Raw genomic sequence first — 17,970 nt, 5'->3', positions numbered from 1 at the left:
AAATAATCTACAAAAAAGCAACAGCAGGTTCTAGCTGTTGCTTTGTGTTTGATTTAGGTTTTGTATGATAGGCTGTCCGAGATTAGATGCTTGCGTAGCGGGCGGACTGCAGACAGGCTCTTGGTATTTTTGAGTAAAGCGGCATCTGGGGAAATTGGAGCAGCCCCAAAATTTCTGACCGGCATTAGATCCTTTGGCTGCTGTACGGAGCACCAATCCATGCTGGCAGCGAGGGCAGATCTTTTCTGCTTCTCTACGCTGCTTATTCTGAGCAATGTGGTTAATATGGCGCTCTTTGACGACCTGCTTTCGCTTGGTCAAGGGCAGCAGCATACGATAGAGGTCGTCAATCTGCTCGGGCGACAGGTAGGCTTGACTTTGGCAGGCCTGCCTGTCAATTGCCCCTATCACTTGCCAGGTCTGAATAACTTTATGCCTATCACTGTTTAGATGGATTTTCTTAAGCTGACAGTCATTGCCAAAGACGATATAGGAATATAGATTTGGCGTGTATTGGTTGAGATAGTAGCTGAGCCATTTGAGATGGACTTTATTTTGAATAATGGGATTGAAAAAAGAATGCTTGTAAGATTTTCCGCGGCCTCCGGAAAGAACCTGAGTCCAGTATTGCTGATTTTCTGAGCCGAAGATCCAGCCCTTGTAGTTTTTGGACTCAAAAATGTAAATTCCAGATGGATGAATCAGCAAGGCATCAATCTCAGTGGTAGTGCTATCTTCTTTGAAGATATAGAGATTGTACAAGATCTTTTTATAGCCATAGAGCTGGTTCAAGACCTGACCAAGCTGGTACTCTCCCTGTTTTCCCTTGTTATATTTGAGTTCCCAAGAGGCAGTCTGGGTTTGCTGGAAATAGTCAGGCTCTGGGCTTTGGCTGGACGACCAATCCGAGTCCCTATCTTCCCTGTCTTCAAGTAGCTTATAACTGATAAAAAAGACGATGCCAAAGACAGCCACAAATGCAACGAAAAAGAATCCAAACATTTCCTAATCTCCCTTAAAATCCCTAATTCGAGTATAGCACAAAATAAAGGACGGAAGATTTTTATAAGTGTAAAAACACAGCAATTGAACAATATATTAAAATGTGTCTAAAAAAGCTGAAACTATCCTTTAAAAACTTATTTTCCAAAAACGCCTCACAAACCTAAAAAATCATGTATAATAAAAAGACAGGAAAAGAATAGGAGTTATCATGTCTCAGGAATTAATCAGTGTTATCATCCCTGTTTACAATGTTGAGCAGTATTTAGCAGAATGTGTGAACAGCGTCTGTCGTCAGACCTATCAAAATCTGGAAATTATTCTAGTCAATGATGGTTCAACAGATGCTTCTGGTCAGATTTGCCAAGAGCTGGCTGACCAGGATGCGAGGATTCGTCTTATTCATCAGGAAAATCAAGGCTTGTCCGGTGCCCGCAACACAGGGATTGAGCACTCTAGTGCAGACTATTTGATTTTTGTGGATTCGGATGACTGGCTGCCTGAGCAACATGTTGCCCGCCTTTATGAAAAGCTCAAGGAGTACGATGCGGATATTGCCATTGGTCACCACTGTAGCTTCCGTGCAGAGGATTCAGCCTTCCTCTACTATTCGACAGAGCATTTTGAAACCCTCTATACGCGAGAAGAGATAATTGAGGAGTACCCTAGACGGCGCATGCTAGACGGTGTTTTTCTCTGCGCCTGGGCCAAGCTCTATAAGCGTAAGCTCTTTGATACAGTGCGCTATCCATTCGGCCGAGTGGCTGAAGATGCCTTCACAACTTATAAGCTGTACCTTCAGTCAGAGAAGATTATCTACCTCAATGAACCGCTCTATTACTATCGCTTGCGGCCAAATAGCATCTCCATGACTTGGAATGAGCAGTGGTTCCGAGACTTGATTATAGGTTTTGAGGAGCAGCTAGCCATTTTGGGGAAGCTGGGCTATGACCTGAGCTTCTACTACAAATACTACACTTTCCTGCTCCAGTATTGTCGCGATAGCGCTGCAGCCGTCGGTATGCAGTCTAGTCTGGTCTATCAGGAAATTGAAAGCAAACTCCAACTGTTTGGAGAATAAACAAAACAAGCCACCTTTCAACCGCAGGGCTGAAAGCGTAGCTTGTTTTTTAGTGTTTGAAAATTAAAGACTAAAAATAACAATTAATGTCATGCTTCAAAAAGACATCTTGGTATTCAAATAAGTCTTCAGGGTGCAAGGCCTTGACATCTTCCATGGCATACTTTCGGCCAAGTAATTTGTATTTATTTTCGCCAAATTGATGGAAAGGCAACAGCTGGACTTGATTGATGGATAGTTCATTAAACAAAGTCGCAAACCGCTCTGCATCTTCTAAGGAGTCGTTAAAATCTGGAATGACAGGAATGCGGAGAACAATCGTCTTTTGATGAGTAAAGGCGTAGTGGATATTCTGAACAATTAATTCGTTTTTTACTCCAGTCACCTTGCGGTGGCTGACAGAGTTATAATGTTTCAGGTCTGTATAGATAAAATCAACGTACTGGATGAGATCCACGAATTTTTCGTGTTCTACAAAGGCAGTTGTTTCGATAGCAGTATGAATACCTTTTTCCTTAGCTGCTTTAAGAATGGCCTTGGCAAATTCAAACTGGGCGAATATCTCTCCGCCAGATAAGGTCAGGCCGCCACCAGACTCTTCATAAAAATCTCTGTCCTTTAGGACTTCGTTGATAATCTCCTCGACGCTTCTCTCCTCCCCTATAGTGATGCTTTTTTTGATAGTAGCATCCAGCATAGGTTCGGGTTTTAATTGCTGTGATTCTGGATTAGAGCACCAAGGGCAGCGTAGAGGACAGCCCTTGAGGAAAACCGTTGTACGAATCCCTGGTCCATCATGAATACTGAAATGTTGGATGTTGAAAATAATTCCTTTTGTTGTTTCCATACTCAGGCCTCCTTTGGATATAATCATTATAACTTATTTTAGAAAGAAAAACAATTACGAATGAAAGTTATTTTTATTTTATTTTTAAGACGTCTTTTGTTACAATAATAGCAGAGGTGATAGAATGGAACGTTTAGATGAAATTGTTAAATTAGTATCTGAATTTGAACGAATCGATGTCAATACTTTGTCTGACCGCTTAAAAGTGTCCAAAGTAACGATTCGCAAAGATTTGGATAAGCTGGAAACCAAAGGTCTGTTGCGCAGAGAGCATGGCTATGCTGTTTTAAATAGCGGCGATGATCTGAATGTCAGGCTTTCCTTTCATTATGATACCAAGCGCCGAATTGCTCAGGAAGCAGCAAAAATCGTTCAGGATAATGAAACCATTATGATCGAATCAGGTTCGACCTGTGCCTTGCTAGCTGAGGAAATCTGCCGAACGAAGAAGAATGTCAAGATTATTACCAATTCTTATTTTATTGCGGATTATATAAAACAAACTGATTCTTGTAAAATTATCTTGCTAGGCGGAGAATTTCAGAAAGATTCTCAAGTGACAGTAGGGCCTCTTCTCAAGGAAATGATCCGCTTTTTCCACGTAGAACATGCTTTTGTCGGAACAGATGGCTATGATGAAAATCTAGGCTTTACAGGCAAGGATCTGATGCGGAGTGAGGTTGTGCAGTATATGTCAGAGGCATCTGACCAGATGATTGTCTTGACGGACTCAAGTAAGTTTACCAGAAAAGGAATAGTTAAGAGATTTGGCTTCAAGCAGATTGCCCAAGTGGTGACTGACAAGGCGATTCCTAAAGAGGCTGTTGAGCGCTTGAAAGCTGCCGATATCAAGCTGACTCTGATCTAGCAGAGAAGGAGATAAGATGAAAAATGAAAGAAAAAAACTATTGGCAAAAATTGCTTATCTCTACTATATCGAAGAAAGAAGCCAGTCTGACATTGCGGCTGAGACAGGGATATATCGCACTACCATCAGCCGAATGCTGGCAGAAGCGAAAAAAGATGGCATTGTAAAGATTGAGATTGAAGACTTTGACACTCGCTTGTTCCATTTGGAAAACTATGTAAAAGAAAAATACGGGCTCAAGGGAATCGAAATTGTCAGTAACTTAGTAGATGAATCTCCAGCAGACCTGGAAGAGAGGTTGGCTCAAGCTGCTGCAGGTATGCTGCGCGGCCTGATTAAAGACAATGATAAAGTGGGATTTTCTTGGGGAAAGAGCTTGAGCCTTTTAGTAGAGCACTCTAGCAGCAAGCATTTGACAAATGTCCATTTCTTTCCTTTGGCCGGTGGTCCCAGTCATATCCATGCACGCTATCATGTGAACACCCTCATCTATAGCATGGCTGGAAAATACCATGGGGACTGCCGTTTTATGAATTCCACGATTATTCAGGAGAACGAGCAACTGACAAATGGAATATTGGCGTCTAAATACTTTGAAGATCTAAAAAGCAGCTGGCAGGAGCTGGATGTGGCCGTGGTTGGTATTGGCGGGCAGGTTGACACGGGAAATCGCCAATGGCTGGACATGCTGACCTCAGAGGATTTTCTTGCTCTAGAGAGTCAGGATGCTGTCGGAGAAATCTGCTGTCGCTTCTTTAATAAAAAGGGGGATATGGTCTACCAGCATTTGCAAAATAGAACGATTGCCATCTCTTTGGAAAATTTGAAAAAAGTACCGCTTAGTCTAGCCTTTGCCTATGGCAGTCAAAAATCTGCTGCTATCTTAGCGGTGTTGCGAGCTGGCTATGTCAATCATTTGGTTACGGATGAAGCGACGATTCTAAAAATGCTTGACTTGGATGGAGATAGGAGTTTCTTCACTTCTTGATAGTAGCGGCATCTCAGGTGCAAGAGATTTCCAAAACTAAATTTAGGAATCCTATTTTTTAATAGTGGATTTGCAGCTATGTATGGAGGTGGATTGTTGATTTGAAAAAGCCGATGAAACAAAAATTGGTTAGTTTAGCCACAGGAGAGCTAGTCGCTGTACTAGTATTTTGGCTGAATTTTTTCCTGCTCAAAAGATGGATTCTTACTACTGGAGCTTTGATTTCTATTTCTTTCTCCTTGTTTGTACTGAGTTTTATTCTGATACAGGGCTCTGTTTTTTGGTGGATTTTGATAAAAAGGATTTCCAATCCAGAATTTGCTGAAAGATATACAGGCAAGATTTATAAGGTACTAAAGATCTTAGACCTTATTTTGCTGGGTGTGGGAGCCCTGATAATTATGTTAAATTACAGTGGATTTCCCACATTTATAATCTCAGTAGCAATTTGGTTTTTTGCTGTCATCGAGTGGATTAATTATTTTAAATGGCAATTATCCTACAGTCGGAATCCTGCTGTTTTATTGAAATACAACCTCCAGAGGAAATTGCGGAAAAGTAAAATAGCAAAGGAAATTGAGAAGGCCGTATAAAAAGATAAGTTTCGGTTTCTTAAAATAGCATATATGAGGAAGTAGAAGCAAATAGCCGCTGCTTCTTTTTTGTGCCGAATCTGCTTATCGTTCTTATCTAATAGAGTGCCTTTGAATCGCAGATGAATACAGCTGTACAGAACTGTCCTTTATGGGGGGAGTTTTTATTCTGCACAAATGTGCAAAATAATTTAAATAAGCTAATTTGTTCTATAATATATTGACGGACTGAGATAAAGGTGATACATTCTAGTTACAAACAAAAATAAATCACTTTCAAACAAAAGAACAAGTTTTTGTTAATCATAAAGATAGGAGCGATTGTAACATATGGAAATGATTGTAGCAGATCAAATTATCATGGGTCTTATCTTAGACGCTGGTGATGCCAAGCAGCATATTTATCAAGCTTTATCACTAGCTAAAGATGGTAAGTTTTCAGAATGCGATGAGCAGATTGAGCTTGCAGATAAGGCGCTGTTAGAGGCCCATAACTTGCAGACCAAGTTCCTAGCTCAGGAAGCTGGAGGAACGAAAACAGAGATTACAGCACTGTTTGTTCATTCTCAAGATCATTTGATGACTAGCATTACAGAGATTAACCTCATCAAAGAAATCATCGACTTGAGAAGAGAATTACAAGGGGAAAAATAAATCATCAGGAGGATGAAAAGATGGTTAAGATTGGTTTGTTTTGCGCGGCAGGTTTTTCAACAGGAATGTTGGTCAACAATATGAAAATAGCTGCAGCTGAAAAAGGGCTGGAAGCTGAGATTGAAGCCTACTCTCAGGCTAAGTTGGCTGATTATGCAGCGGATCTGGATGTCGCTTTATTGGGCCCGCAGGTAGCTTATACTCTGGACAAATCTACAGCTATTTGCGACAGCTGCCATACTCCGATTGCAGTTATTCCGATGGCTGATTACGGTATGCTAGATGGCGAAAAAGTGTTAAATCTCGCTTTGAGTTTGTTGGATAAACATTAAAATCAAGGAGCTTCGTTATGTCTAAAGTGGATACTCAAAAAATCATTGCGCCGATTATGAAGTTTGTCAATATGCGCGGGATTATCGCCTTAAAAGACGGTATGTTGGCAATTTTGCCCCTTACAGTTGTGGGAAGTCTATTCTTGATTGTAGGGCAATTGCCGTTTGAAGGTCTAAATCAAGCCATTGCTGGTGTGTTTGGGGCTGACTGGACAGAACCGTTTATGCAGGTTTATTCAGGTACCTTTGCCATTATGGGGCTGATTTCCTGTTTTTCAATTGGCTATTCTTATGCTAAGAACAGTGGTGTAGAGCCTCTGCCGGCAGGGGTGTTGTCTCTTTCTTCTTTCTTTATCCTTTTGAAATCCTCCTACATACCAGAAAAGGGTGAAGCGATTGCAGATGCGATTGCCAAGGTCTGGTTTGGCGGTCAAGGAATCATTGGGGCCATTCTTATTGGTTTGGCAGTTGGCAGTATCTATACGATTTTCATTCAAAAGCATATTGTCATCAAAATGCCAGAGCAAGTTCCTCAAGCGATTGCCAAGCAGTTTGAAGCCATGATTCCAGCTTTCGTTATTTTCTTGCTGTCAATGCTTGTTTATATTATTGCCAAGATAGCGACTGGTGGCGGTACCTTTATTGAGATGATTTACGATGTTATTCAGGTGCCTCTGCAAGGTCTGACGGGCTCTCTGTATGGAGCTATCGGTATTGCTTTCTTTATTTCTTTCTTATGGTGGTTTGGCGTCCATGGCCAGTCCGTTGTCAATGGTGTCGTAACAGCCTTACTATTGTCTAACCTGGATGCAAATAAGGCTTTACTTGCTGCAGATAAGCTGTCTGTCAGTCAAGGCGCTCATATTGTGACCCAACAGTTCTTGGATAGTTTTCTTATCTTATCGGGATCCGGTATCACTTTTGGAGTGGTCGTAGCCATGCTCTTTGCTGCCAAGTCCAAGCAGTATAAGGCCCTGGGGAAAGTTGCTGCTTTCCCGGCAATCTTTAATGTCAATGAGCCAGTTGTCTTTGGTTTTCCGATTGTGATGAATCCGGTCATGTTCCTGCCCTTTGTTTTGGTACCGGTTCTAGCCGCTTTGATTGTCTACATGGCGATTGCGGTCGGCTTTATGCAGCCATTCGCAGGTGTGACTTTGCCTTGGAGTACGCCGGCTATCATTTCTGGCTTTATGGTCGCTGGCTGGCAAGGGGCAGTCATTCAAATTGTCATCTTAGCCATGTCCGCCTTTGCCTATTTCCCATTTGTGAAGTTTCAGGATAAGATTGCCTACAATAACGAATTGAAAAATGAAGAATAATCTGATTTTGATGGATAAAAACACAAAAGTTTCTTGGCTCAGATGGCACAAATGTGCAAAAAATCTTTAATTCAGTAATCGCCTATAAATGATTGAATTCTAGAATTTTGCATGTTACAATAGTTACGAAAGAAATAAATTAAATTTCATAAGAAAGGTCGTAACCAAATGATCCAAGTAAAAGAAGTAGAAAAAACAACAATAAAAACAGACTATTTTGGCAGCTTAACAGAGCGGATGGATAAGTATCGGGAAGATGTTTTAAATAAAAAGCCCTATATTGACGCAGAGCGCGCTGTCCTAGCTACCAAGGCTTATGATAAGCATAAGGAAAAACCAAATGTGCTGAAGCGTGCTTACATGCTCAAAGAGATTTTGGAGAATATGACGCTCTATATCGAAGATGAAACGATGATTGTCGGCAATCAGGCTTCATCTAATAAAGATGCGCCTATCTTCCCAGAGTATACTTTAGAGTTTGTACTCAATGAACTAGATCTTTTTGAGAAGCGGGACGGAGACGTTTTCTACATCACAGAGGAAACCAAAGAGCAGCTCCGTAGCATCGCTCCTTTCTGGGAAAACAATAACCTCCGTGCGAGAGCTGGAGCTCTACTTCCAGAAGAAGTTCAGGTTTATATGGAAACTGGCTTCTTTGGCATGGAAGGAAAGATGAACTCTGGGGATGCCCACTTGGCGGTCAACTATCAAAAACTCTTGGCCTATGGACTGAAAGGTTTTGAAGAAAAAGCTCGCGCAGCTAAGGAAGCCTTGGATTTGACCGATCCGGCTAGTCTTGACAAATACCACTTCTATGATTCCATTTTCATCGTAGTAGATGCTGTGAAAGCTTATGCGGAGCGTTTTGTGGCCTTGGCCAATCAGATGGCTGAAAAAGCAGATCCTAAGCGCCGTCAGGAGCTCTTAGAAATCGCTAGAATCTGTTCTAAAGTGCCGTACGAGCCAGCATCAACCTTTGCTGAAGCCGTTCAGTCTGTTTGGTTTATCCAGTGTATCCTTCAGATTGAGTCCAACGGACATTCACTCTCTTATGGACGCTTTGACCAGTACATGTACCCTTATGTCAAGGCAGATTTGGAAGCTGGACGTGAAACAGAGGCTAGTATTGTAGAACGCTTAACCAATCTCTGGATTAAGACGATCACCATTAATAAAGTACGCAGCCAGGCTCACACATTCTCATCTGCGGGCAGTCCCCTTTATCAAAATGTGACAATCGGTGGCCAAACGAGAGATAAGAGAGATGCAGTCAACCAACTTTCCTACCTTGTGTTGAAATCTGTAGCTCAAACTCATCTTCCTCAGCCGAATCTGACTGTTCGTTATCATGCAGGCTTAGATGCTCGCTTTATGAATGAGTGTATCGAAGTCATGAAGCTTGGTTTCGGTATGCCGGCTTTCAATAATGATGAAATCATCATTCCGTCCTTTATCGCCAAAGGCGTTTTAGAAGAAGATGCTTACGACTACAGTGCTATCGGCTGTGTGGAAACTGCTGTGCCTGGTAAATGGGGCTACCGTTGTACAGGTATGAGCTACATGAACTTCCCTAAGGTGCTCCTGATCACTATGAACGATGGGATTGATCCGGCGTCTGGCAAGCGCTTTGCGCCAAGCTTCGGTCATTTTAAAGATATGAAGAGCTTTGCTGAGCTGCAAACGGCTTGGGACAAGACCTTGCGTCATTTGACCCGCATGAGTGTCATCGTGGAAAATTCTATCGACCTATCTCTTGAAAGAGAAGTGCCGGATATCCTCTGCTCAGCTTTGACAGATGACTGTATCGGACGCGGCAAGCATTTGAAAGAAGGCGGAGCAGTCTATGACTATATTTCCGGTCTTCAAGTCGGTATTGCCAATCTATCAGACTCACTGGCGGCTATCAAGAAGCTGGTCTTTGAGGAAGGCAGGCTGACTCCAGCTGAACTCTGGCATGCACTTGAAACGGACTATGCAGGTGAGCGTGGTAAAGAAATTCAAGAAATGCTGATTCATGATGCACCGAAATATGGTAATGATGATGATTACGCAGATAAGCTAGTGACAGATGCTTATGATATTTATGTGGATGAAATCGCTAAATATCCAAATACCCGTTATGGCCGTGGTCCAATTGGCGGTATCCGATACTCTGGAACATCTTCTATTTCAGCCAATGTAGGTCAAGGTCGCGGTACCTTGGCGACACCAGATGGCCGCAATGCCGGAACACCGCTCGCTGAGGGCTGCTCTCCATCCCACAATATGGACAAGAATGGCCCGACCTCCGTATTGAAATCTGTTTCTAAATTGCCGACAGATGAAATCGTAGGTGGCGTTCTGCTCAATCAAAAAGTTAATCCTCAGACCCTGTCTAAGGAAGAAGATAAAGTGAAACTTATTGCCTTGCTTCGTACATTCTTTAACCGTCTGCATGGCTATCATATCCAATACAATGTCGTTTCTCGGGAAACATTGATTGATGCTCAGAAGCATCCTGAAAAACACCGCGATTTGATTGTTCGCGTTGCAGGCTACTCTGCTTTCTTCAATGTGCTTTCCAAGGCGACGCAAGATGATATTATCGGACGTACGGAGCACACGTTGTAAAAGAGGTCCAATTTATGGAATTCATGCTTGATACCTTAAATTTAGAGGAGATAAAAAAATGGTCGGAAGTCCTCCCTTTGGCGGGAGTGACTTCTAATCCGACCATCGCAAAAAAAGAAGGAAAAATAGACTTCTTCGAACGGATTCGCACTGTTCGGGAAATCATAGGAGAAGGTCCATCTATCCATGTGCAGGTTGTTGCCAAGGATTATGAGGGAATCTTGAAAGATGCTACTGAAATTCGAAAAAAATGCGACGATGCTGTCTACATTAAAGTTCCGGTCACACCGGCTGGGCTAGCAGCTATCAAAACTCTCAAAGCAGAGGGCTACAAGATTACAGCGACAGCCATTTATACAACCTTTCAAGGGCTATTAGCCATTGAAGCGGGGGCTGACTATCTTGCTCCTTACTATAACCGCATGGAAAATCTCAATATTGATTCAGATGCTGTAATTAGCCAGTTGGCTCAAGCGATTGAGCGGGAACATTCCGCCAGCAAAATATTGGCAGCGTCCTTTAAGAATGTTAGCCAAATTAATAGTGCTTTTGCTGATGGGGCCCAAGCCATTACAGCAGGACCAGATATCTTTGCAGCAGCCTTTGCCATGCCGTCTATCTCTAAGGCAGTGGATGACTTTGCTGCTGACTGGTCAGCAATTCACAATCAGGAATACATTTAAAAGGCATATTTAATGCTCTATTTATGAATAAATGAAAGAGGTGTTCTATGAGAATTTTTGCAAGTCCGTCTCGTTATATTCAGGGAGAAAATGCCCTGTTTGAAAATGCAAAACAGATTCTTCAGTTAGGCAGCCATCCAGTCTTGCTTTGTGATGATGTAGTTTACCAGATTGTTGGGGAAAAATTCAATGACTACCTTACTCGTTATGGTTTTCATGTGCTGCATGTCGCTTTTAACGGAGAAGCTTCAGATGCTGAAATTGATCGGGTCGTTGCTCTGGCTGAAAAAGACGGAGCAGACTTGGTTATTGGTCTAGGCGGTGGGAAAACGATTGACAGTGCGAAGGCGATTGCAGACATACTAGGTCGTCCCGTAGTCATTGCGCCAACCATTGCCTCTACAGATGCCCCAACCTCAGCACTTTCTGTTATCTATACAGAAGATGGCGCCTTTGAAAAGTACATTTTCTATAGTAAAAACCCTGAACTCGTCTTGGTAGATACGAAAGTGATTGCTGGAGCGCCAAAACGGCTTCTGGCTTCTGGGATTGCAGATGGTTTAGCGACTTGGGTAGAGGCGCGTGCTGTCCAGCAAAGAAATGGCACTACCATGCTGGGACAAAGACAGAGCTTAGCTGGTGTAGCAATTGCGAAGAAGTGTGAAGAAACACTGTTTGCAGATGGCCTGCAGGCTATTGCAGCCTGTGAAGCAAAAGTTGTAACTCCAGCTCTGGAAAATATCATTGAAGCCAATACCCTTCTCAGCGGCGTCGGCTTTGAGAGCGGCGGTTTAGCGGCAGCCCATGCTATCCACAACGGCTTTACAGCTCTTACAGGCGATATTCATCACTTGACCCACGGCGAAAAAGTTGCTTATGGAACCTTGACCCAGCTCTTCTTAGAAAACCGACCTAAAGAAGAATTGGAAAAATATATTCGCTTCTATCAAAAGATTGGTATGCCGACAACTCTGAAAGAAATGCATTTAGAAAATGCCAGCTATGAAGATTTGCTCAAAGTTGGTCAGCAAGCGACGATTGAGGGCGAAACCATCCATCAGATGCCATTTGAGATCTCAGCTTCTGACATTGCAGGTGCCATCCTAGCAGTCGACCAATACGTCAGGGATTTGGATAAATAAAAGCAAAATACAAAACAAGCCACCTTTCAACCGTAGGGTTGACAATGTGGCTTGTTTTTTGGTGAGATTACCAGATGTAAGGAAAAACTCGGTATCTAACCTTTTGGCAATAAGCTTCGTAATTTTTCCCAAAGTGATTGCCTAAAGCTTTTTCTTCTACTCTAAGTCGAATGCTATATCCTAACATGAGTAAAATAAGACTGATAATGATTGTAAGAGGATTTAATGAGGTAATCGATAGGCCAAGGATAGACAAGATACTGCCAGTATAGGCAGGATTTCTTACAATAGAATAAGGGCCATGGTCTACTAATTGTTGACTATCGGTTGTTTGAACGGCCAGTGTGAAGTTTTTTCCGAGATAATTGACTGCATAGACCCGCAATACGAACCCTGCTAGGGAGATGAGGATTCCAAGATAGATAGTGAGGCTGGGTAAGTGGGGGACAAAGTCGAGAAATTGCCCGTTTATCAAAAATAAGCAGCAGATAACACTGCCGATAATGATGTAGCGGCTCCCTTTATCTGCAGAGTCGTTTACATTGTTTGACTTAGTTTTATTTTTAATCCACATTTCTGTGCTAATAAAAATAACAAAGAAAACATAAGTGAAAATAGTTTGTAAATTCATGATTATTCCTCCGGCCAGAATTATACAACTTTTAATTTTAGAGGTCAATCAGAGACTAACGCTTTAGAGATGAGTTATAGTTTTTGTCAGTGAAAACTGGATTCCGTCTTTCAAAATCCCTTGAAAATGGTATAATAGAAACAGTACAAAAAATGGAGAAAAGAATGGCTTATTATAATCACAAAGAAATTGAGCCCAAGTGGCAGAAATACTGGGCAGAGCACTATACATTCAAGACAGGTACGGACAAGGACAAGCCTAACTTTTATGCGCTGGACATGTTTCCTTACCCATCCGGAGCAGGGCTCCATGTAGGGCATCCGGAGGGCTACACGGCGACAGATATCCTCAGCCGCTACAAGCGCGCGCAAGGCTACAATGTCCTCCACCCTATGGGCTGGGACGCCTTTGGTCTTCCGGCTGAGCAATACGCCATGGATACAGGCAATGACCCAGCTGACTTTACAGCGGAAAACATTGCCAACTTTAAGCGTCAAATCAACGCTCTTGGCTTCTCCTATGACTGGGACCGGGAGGTCAATACAACTGACCCCAACTACTACAAATGGACCCAGTGGATTTTCACCAAGCTTTACGAAAAAGGCCTGGCTTATGAAGCTGAAGTGCCAGTAAACTGGGTTGAAGAGCTGGGAACGGCTATCGCCAATGAGGAAGTTCTTCCAGACGGAACATCTGAGCGTGGTGGTTATCCAGTTGTCCGCAAGCCTATGCGTCAGTGGATGCTGAAAATCACAGCTTATGCAGAACGTTTGCTCAATGACTTGGAGGAGCTGGACTGGCCTGAGTCTATCAAGGAGATGCAGCGCAACTGGATTGGTAAGTCAACCGGTGCTAATGTAACCTTCAAGATTAAGGACACAGACAAGGACTTCACCGTCTTTACGACTCGTCCGGACACTCTTTTTGGTGCGACCTATGCTGTTTTGGCTCCAGAGCATGCTCTCGTCGATGCCATTACAAGTGCAGAACAAGCCCAAGCAGTAGCAGACTACAAACATGCAGCCAGCCTCAAATCCGACCTGGCTCGGACTGATTTGGCTAAGGAGAAGACCGGTGTCTGGACAGGAGCTTATGCCATCAATCCTGTCAATGGCAAGGAAATCCCCATCTGGATTGCCGACTATGTGCTTGCAAGCTACGGAACAGGTGCTATCATGGCCGTTCCTGCGCATGACGAGCGCGACTGGGAGTTTGCTAAGCAATTTAACCTAGAGATTATTCCGGTTCTAGAGGGGGGCAATGTTGCTGATGCTGCTTACACAGAAGACGGTCCGCATATTAACTCTGGCTTCCTAGATGGCTTAGACAAGGCTGCCGCGATTGACAAGATGGTTGCTTGGCTGGAAGCGGAAGGTGTTGGAAATGAAAAAGTCACCTATCGTCTGCGCGACTGGCTCTTTAGCCGTCAGCGCTACTGGGGTGAGCCGATTCCAATCATTCATTGGGAAGATGGCACCTCAACAGCTGTTCCTGAAAATGAACTGCCGCTTGTCTTGCCTGTAACCAAGGATATCCGCCCTTCTGGTACCGGTGAAAGCCCTCTGGCTAATCTGACTGATTGGCTGGAAGTGACTCGGGAAGATGGTGTCAAAGGACGCCGTGAAACCAACACTATGCCTCAATGGGCTGGTTCTAGCTGGTATTACTTGCGTTACATTGACCCGCACAATAATGAGAAATTAGCAGATGAAGAGTTGCTTAAGGCTTGGCTTCCAGTTGATATTTACATCGGAGGTGCGGAGCACGCTGTGCTCCACCTCCTCTACGCTCGCTTCTGGCACAAGTTTCTCTATGATATCGGAGTGGTACCGACCAAAGAGCCTTTCCAAAAACTCTTTAACCAAGGGATGATTCTGGGGACTAGCTACCGTGATAGTCGCGGTGCTCTAGTAGCAACAGACAAGGTGGAAAAACGCGATGGTTCTTTCTTCAACATCGAAACTGGAGAAGAACTAGAGCAGGCGCCTGCTAAGATGTCTAAGTCTCTGAAGAATGTGGTCAATCCAGATGATGTAGTGGAGCAATATGGTGCCGATACATTGCGTGTCTATGAAATGTTCATGGGGCCGTTGGACGCGTCTATCGCTTGGAGCGAGGAAGGTCTGGAAGGCAGCCGCAAGTTCCTAGATCGGGTCTACCGTTTGATTACAAGTAAAGAAATTGTTGCGGATAACAATGGTGCTCTCGACAAGGTATACAACGAAACAGTCAAGTCTGTCACAGAGCAGATTGAGGAGCTCAAGTTTAACACAGCCATTGCTCAGCTCATGATCTTTGTCAACGCAGCCAACAAGGAAGAAAAACTCTATGTCGAATATGCTAAAGGTTTCATTCAATTGCTGGCGCCTTTTGCACCGCACTTGGCTGAAGAACTCTGGCAGGCAGTCGCTCAAACTGGCGAGAGCATTTCCTATGTAGCTTGGCCAACTTATGACGAAAGCAAACTGGTCGAAGCAGAGGTCGAAATCGTAGTTCAAATCAAGGGTAAAGTTCGTGCTAAGCTAGTCGTAGCTAAGGACTTGAGCCGTGAGGAACTGCAGGAAATCGCTCTGGCAGATGAAAAAATCAAGTCCGAAATCGCTGGCAAAGAAATCGTCAAAGTGATTAGTGTGCCGAATAAACTGGTTAATATCGTGGTGAAATAATTAGTTTGTTACAGCATTATAGTGATGATAAAGAAAGGAGTCGTTTAAAACGGCTCTTTTTTCAATGCCTTTCTTTCTCTTAAATAGTAGAACTTTTCTCATTTTTCGATTTTCTCTTGTATTAGTTCTAGGTTTTATTTATAATCATTATAAATAAAAGGAAAGAGAAAATTTAAATAGTGGAAGAACATAAAATTGATACGAACTTTAGTGGTCGGCTGAATATCTTGCGGGCTGGTGTTTTAGGAGCTAATGATGGTATTATTTCCATTGCAGGTGTGGTTATCGGGGTAGCTAGTGCGACGGACGATGTCTGGATTATCTTTCTGTCTGGTTTGGCGGCAGTCTTTGCGGGCGCCTTTTCTATGGCTGGCGGAGAGTATGTATCAGTTTCTACTCAAAAGGATACAGAGGAAGCTGCTGTTGCCAGAGAGCGGGAGCTTTTAGAGAAAAATCCGGATATCGCTAGGCAGTCGCTCTATGCTGCCTATGTTCAAAATGGCGAGTGTGAGACTTCTGCTCAACTCATGACCAACCGAGCTTTTCTCCAAGATCCGTTGGAGGCTTTGGTACAGGAAAAATATGGAATCGAGATTGAGGAGTTCACTAATCCCTGGCATGCTGCCGTATCAAGCTTTTTAGCCTTTGCTGTTGGTGCACTTTTTCCTATGATTACCATTATCCTGCTTCCTGCCAGCGTCCGTATCTGGGCAACCGTTCTAATCGTGGCCTTGGCCCTTTTGGGAACAGGTTACACCAGCGCTAGATTGGGCAAAGCACCGCTCAAAAATGCTATGCTTCGAAATCTTGTGATCGGTCTTCTAACCATGGCGGTCACTTATGCAGTAGGACAGGCTTTTGCAATTTAGTAATGAGAAGAGTTAAAGTCAGTAGTTTTACTGGCTTTTTGAGTTGTCAAATCTAGAGAAAAATCCAGCTTTAACTATTGTCTGAATGAGTTCAGAGCCCTTCTTCCCATTCTCTAATTCCAAAGTTCGAGAGAAAGAAGTGCGTGGCACTTCTTTTTTGTGAAAATTTTCTTTATATCAAGAAAACTTTTGGAAAATATGATATAATAGTTGCGTATAAAATATGAAAAGGAGTTTTTGTAACATGGCAAAACTTACTGTTAAAGACGTTGATTTGAAAGGTAAAAAAGTCCTCGTTCGTGTAGACTTTAACGTACCATTGAAAGACGGAGTGATTACAAATGACAACCGTATCACTGCAGCTCTTCCAACTATTAAATACATCATTGAGCAAGGCGGTCGCGCAATTCTCTTCTCTCACCTTGGACGTGTCAAAGAAGAAGCGGACAAAGAAGGTAAATCACTTGCACCAGTAGCTGCAGACTTAGCTGCTAAATTAGGTCAAGACGTTGTTTTCCCAGGTGTCACTCGTGGTGCTGAATTGGAAGCAGCTATCAATGCTCTTGAAGATGGACAAGTTCTTTTGGTTGAAAACACTCGTTTTGAAGATGTTGACGGCAAGAAAGAATCTAAAAACGATCCAGAACTTGGTAAATACTGGGCATCTCTTGGAGATGGTATCTTCGTAAATGATGCATTCGGTACAGCTCACCGTGCACACGCATCTAACGTTGGTATCTCAGCAAACGTTGAAAAAGCTGTTGCTGGATTCCTTCTTGAAAACGAAATTGCCTACATCCAAGAAGCAGTTGAAACTCCAGAACGTCCATTCGTAGCCATCCTTGGTGGTTCAAAAGTATCTGACAAGATCGGTGTTATCGAAAACTTGCTTGAAAAAGCTGATAAAGTCCTTATCGGTGGTGGGATGACTTATACATTCTACAAAGCGCAAGGTATCGAAATCGGTAACTCACTTGTAGAAGAAGATAAATTGGATGTTGCCAAAGCTCTTCTTGAAAAAGCAAACGGTAAATTGATCTTGCCAGTTGACTCTAAAGAAGCAAATGCATTTGCTGACTACACTGAAGTGAAAGATACTGAAGGTGAAGCAGTGGATCCAGGCTTCCTTGGATTGGATATTGGTCCTAAATCTATTGCTAAATTTGATGAAGCTTTGACTGGCGCGAAAACTGTTGTCTGGAATGGTCCTATGGGTGTATTTGAAAACCCAGACTTCCAAGCTGGTACAATCGGTGTTATGGACGCTATCGTGAAACAACCTGGCGTAAAATCAATCATCGGTGGTGGTGACTCAGCTGCTGCAGCCATCAACCTTGGCCGTGCAGACAAGTTCTCATGGATTTCTACTGGTGGTGGTGCATCAATGGAACTCCTTGAAGGTAAAGTATTGCCAGGACTTGCAGCACTGACTGAAAAATAAGCAGTAAACCTAGAATATTTAATATTCTATAAAACTATAATAAGAGAAGGACTAGTAAAGACTGGTCCTTTCTTTTTTACGTAAAATCTGTGGAACAGAGAGGGAAGTGAAAATCAAAAACGGACATTATTCGATTAATGTCTAAAAAATAAAAAAGGTAAATAAACTGAGGAAAAAATGCTTGCAAAACGAGGGAAAACTTGATAGGATAAAGGTATATATTCTGATGCTTACAGAGAGTCAA

Annotated in this window: 16 protein-coding genes; 13 read left to right on the top strand and 3 right to left on the bottom strand. The window is 42.9% G+C overall.

Annotation, left to right across the window (positions count from 1 at the left end; all coding sequences use genetic code 11):
* Positions 1–30: 30 nt before the first annotated feature.
* Entirely contained in the window at positions 31–1,002 is a 972-nt protein-coding gene (locus D8877_RS08455) for a nuclease-related domain-containing protein (RefSeq protein ID WP_048772093.1), read from the bottom strand.
* Positions 1,003–1,213: 211 nt separating this feature from the next.
* Between D8877_RS08455 and D8877_RS08450 the strand changes: the two genes are divergently transcribed.
* Positions 1,214–2,083 carry a glycosyltransferase family 2 protein gene (locus D8877_RS08450; RefSeq protein ID WP_048772095.1) on the top strand — a complete coding sequence of 290 codons (870 nt, stop codon included), beginning with the start codon at positions 1,214–1,216 and terminating at the stop codon, positions 2,081–2,083.
* 70 nt (positions 2,084–2,153) lie between these two features.
* On the opposite strand, the gene D8877_RS08445 is transcribed toward D8877_RS08450, so the two are convergent.
* Entirely contained in the window at positions 2,154–2,930 is a 777-nt protein-coding gene (locus D8877_RS08445; protein WP_048772098.1) for a glycyl-radical enzyme activating protein, read from the bottom strand.
* A gap of 124 nt (positions 2,931–3,054) precedes the next feature.
* Between D8877_RS08445 and D8877_RS08440 the strand changes: the two genes are divergently transcribed.
* The 9 genes from D8877_RS08440 (at position 3,055) to D8877_RS08400 (ending at position 12,119) form a co-directional block, all read left to right on the top strand.
* Entirely contained in the window at positions 3,055–3,798 is a 744-nt protein-coding gene (locus tag D8877_RS08440) for a DeoR/GlpR family DNA-binding transcription regulator (protein ID WP_002916109.1), read from the top strand.
* Positions 3,799–3,814: 16 nt separating this feature from the next.
* On the top strand, positions 3,815–4,786 hold the full coding sequence (locus D8877_RS08435; RefSeq protein ID WP_048772101.1) for a sugar-binding transcriptional regulator: 972 nt from the start codon (positions 3,815–3,817) through the stop codon (positions 4,784–4,786).
* Positions 4,787–4,887: 101 nt separating this feature from the next.
* Positions 4,888–5,379, top strand: a complete 492-nt coding sequence (locus D8877_RS08430; RefSeq protein WP_185760205.1) for a hypothetical protein — start codon at positions 4,888–4,890, stop codon at positions 5,377–5,379.
* A gap of 330 nt (positions 5,380–5,709) precedes the next feature.
* Positions 5,710–6,033, top strand: a complete 324-nt coding sequence (locus tag D8877_RS08425) for a PTS lactose/cellobiose transporter subunit IIA (RefSeq protein ID WP_002896659.1) — start codon at positions 5,710–5,712, stop codon at positions 6,031–6,033.
* Between the two features lie 20 nt (positions 6,034–6,053).
* Entirely contained in the window at positions 6,054–6,365 is a 312-nt protein-coding gene (locus D8877_RS08420; protein WP_002896658.1) for a PTS sugar transporter subunit IIB, read from the top strand.
* A gap of 17 nt (positions 6,366–6,382) precedes the next feature.
* Positions 6,383–7,684 carry a PTS sugar transporter subunit IIC gene (locus D8877_RS08415; RefSeq protein WP_011836408.1) on the top strand — a complete coding sequence of 434 codons (1,302 nt, stop codon included), beginning with the start codon at positions 6,383–6,385 and terminating at the stop codon, positions 7,682–7,684.
* Positions 7,685–7,852: 168 nt separating this feature from the next.
* Positions 7,853–10,294 carry a glycyl radical protein gene (locus D8877_RS08410; RefSeq protein WP_125353012.1) on the top strand — a complete coding sequence of 814 codons (2,442 nt, stop codon included), beginning with the start codon at positions 7,853–7,855 and terminating at the stop codon, positions 10,292–10,294.
* A 14-nt stretch (positions 10,295–10,308) separates the two neighbouring features.
* Positions 10,309–10,977: a fructose-6-phosphate aldolase gene (locus D8877_RS08405; protein WP_048772112.1), complete on the top strand. Its 669-nt coding sequence runs from the start codon at positions 10,309–10,311 to the stop codon at positions 10,975–10,977.
* A gap of 47 nt (positions 10,978–11,024) precedes the next feature.
* On the top strand, positions 11,025–12,119 hold the full coding sequence (locus tag D8877_RS08400; protein ID WP_048772116.1) for a glycerol dehydrogenase: 1,095 nt from the start codon (positions 11,025–11,027) through the stop codon (positions 12,117–12,119).
* A 67-nt stretch (positions 12,120–12,186) separates the two neighbouring features.
* Here the strand turns inward: D8877_RS08400 and D8877_RS08395 are convergent, their stop codons facing one another.
* A complete protein-coding gene (locus tag D8877_RS08395) occupies positions 12,187–12,750 on the bottom strand; it encodes a methyltransferase family protein (protein WP_048772119.1) in 564 nt (187 codons plus the stop codon).
* Positions 12,751–12,914: 164 nt separating this feature from the next.
* Between D8877_RS08395 and leuS the strand changes: the two genes are divergently transcribed.
* From leuS to D8877_RS08380, 3 genes are all read left to right on the top strand, one after another.
* Positions 12,915–15,416 (top strand): leucine--tRNA ligase, encoded by a 2,502-nt coding sequence (gene leuS, locus D8877_RS08390; protein ID WP_142999427.1) that lies wholly within the window; start codon positions 12,915–12,917, stop codon positions 15,414–15,416.
* 179 nt (positions 15,417–15,595) lie between these two features.
* Positions 15,596–16,285 (top strand): VIT1/CCC1 transporter family protein, encoded by a 690-nt coding sequence (locus D8877_RS08385; protein ID WP_002916094.1) that lies wholly within the window; start codon positions 15,596–15,598, stop codon positions 16,283–16,285.
* 244 nt (positions 16,286–16,529) lie between these two features.
* Positions 16,530–17,726: a phosphoglycerate kinase gene (locus D8877_RS08380; protein ID WP_002910741.1), complete on the top strand. Its 1,197-nt coding sequence runs from the start codon at positions 16,530–16,532 to the stop codon at positions 17,724–17,726.
* Positions 17,727–17,970 lie beyond the last annotated feature (244 nt).

Origin of the sequence: Streptococcus sanguinis (genome assembly GCF_003943735.1) — a bacterium.
In the GTDB taxonomy this organism is placed as follows: Bacteria; Bacillota; Bacilli; order Lactobacillales; family Streptococcaceae; genus Streptococcus; species Streptococcus sanguinis_E.
Note: the sequence above shows the minus strand (reverse complement) of the source record. Positions and strands in the feature narration are given on the sequence as shown.

Excerpts from the sequence above, each read along its gene's own strand:
- D8877_RS08455 (WP_048772093.1), bottom strand. The coding sequence starts at position 1,002 with ATGTTTGGATTCTTTTTCGTTGCATTTGTGGCTGTCTTTGGCATCGTC.
- D8877_RS08450 (WP_048772095.1), top strand. The coding sequence starts at position 1,214 with ATGTCTCAGGAATTAATCAGTGTTATCATCCCTGTTTACAATGTTGAG.
- D8877_RS08445 (WP_048772098.1), bottom strand. The coding sequence starts at position 2,930 with ATGGAAACAACAAAAGGAATTATTTTCAACATCCAACATTTCAGTATT.
- D8877_RS08440 (WP_002916109.1), top strand. The coding sequence starts at position 3,055 with ATGGAACGTTTAGATGAAATTGTTAAATTAGTATCTGAATTTGAACGA.
- D8877_RS08435 (WP_048772101.1), top strand. The coding sequence starts at position 3,815 with ATGAAAAATGAAAGAAAAAAACTATTGGCAAAAATTGCTTATCTCTAC.
- D8877_RS08425 (WP_002896659.1), top strand. The coding sequence starts at position 5,710 with ATGGAAATGATTGTAGCAGATCAAATTATCATGGGTCTTATCTTAGAC.
- D8877_RS08420 (WP_002896658.1), top strand. The coding sequence starts at position 6,054 with ATGGTTAAGATTGGTTTGTTTTGCGCGGCAGGTTTTTCAACAGGAATG.
- D8877_RS08415 (WP_011836408.1), top strand. The coding sequence starts at position 6,383 with ATGTCTAAAGTGGATACTCAAAAAATCATTGCGCCGATTATGAAGTTT.
- D8877_RS08410 (WP_125353012.1), top strand. The coding sequence starts at position 7,853 with ATGATCCAAGTAAAAGAAGTAGAAAAAACAACAATAAAAACAGACTAT.
- D8877_RS08405 (WP_048772112.1), top strand. The coding sequence starts at position 10,309 with ATGGAATTCATGCTTGATACCTTAAATTTAGAGGAGATAAAAAAATGG.
- D8877_RS08400 (WP_048772116.1), top strand. The coding sequence starts at position 11,025 with ATGAGAATTTTTGCAAGTCCGTCTCGTTATATTCAGGGAGAAAATGCC.
- D8877_RS08395 (WP_048772119.1), bottom strand. The coding sequence starts at position 12,750 with ATGAATTTACAAACTATTTTCACTTATGTTTTCTTTGTTATTTTTATT.
- leuS (WP_142999427.1), top strand. The coding sequence starts at position 12,915 with ATGGCTTATTATAATCACAAAGAAATTGAGCCCAAGTGGCAGAAATAC.
- D8877_RS08380 (WP_002910741.1), top strand. The coding sequence starts at position 16,530 with ATGGCAAAACTTACTGTTAAAGACGTTGATTTGAAAGGTAAAAAAGTC.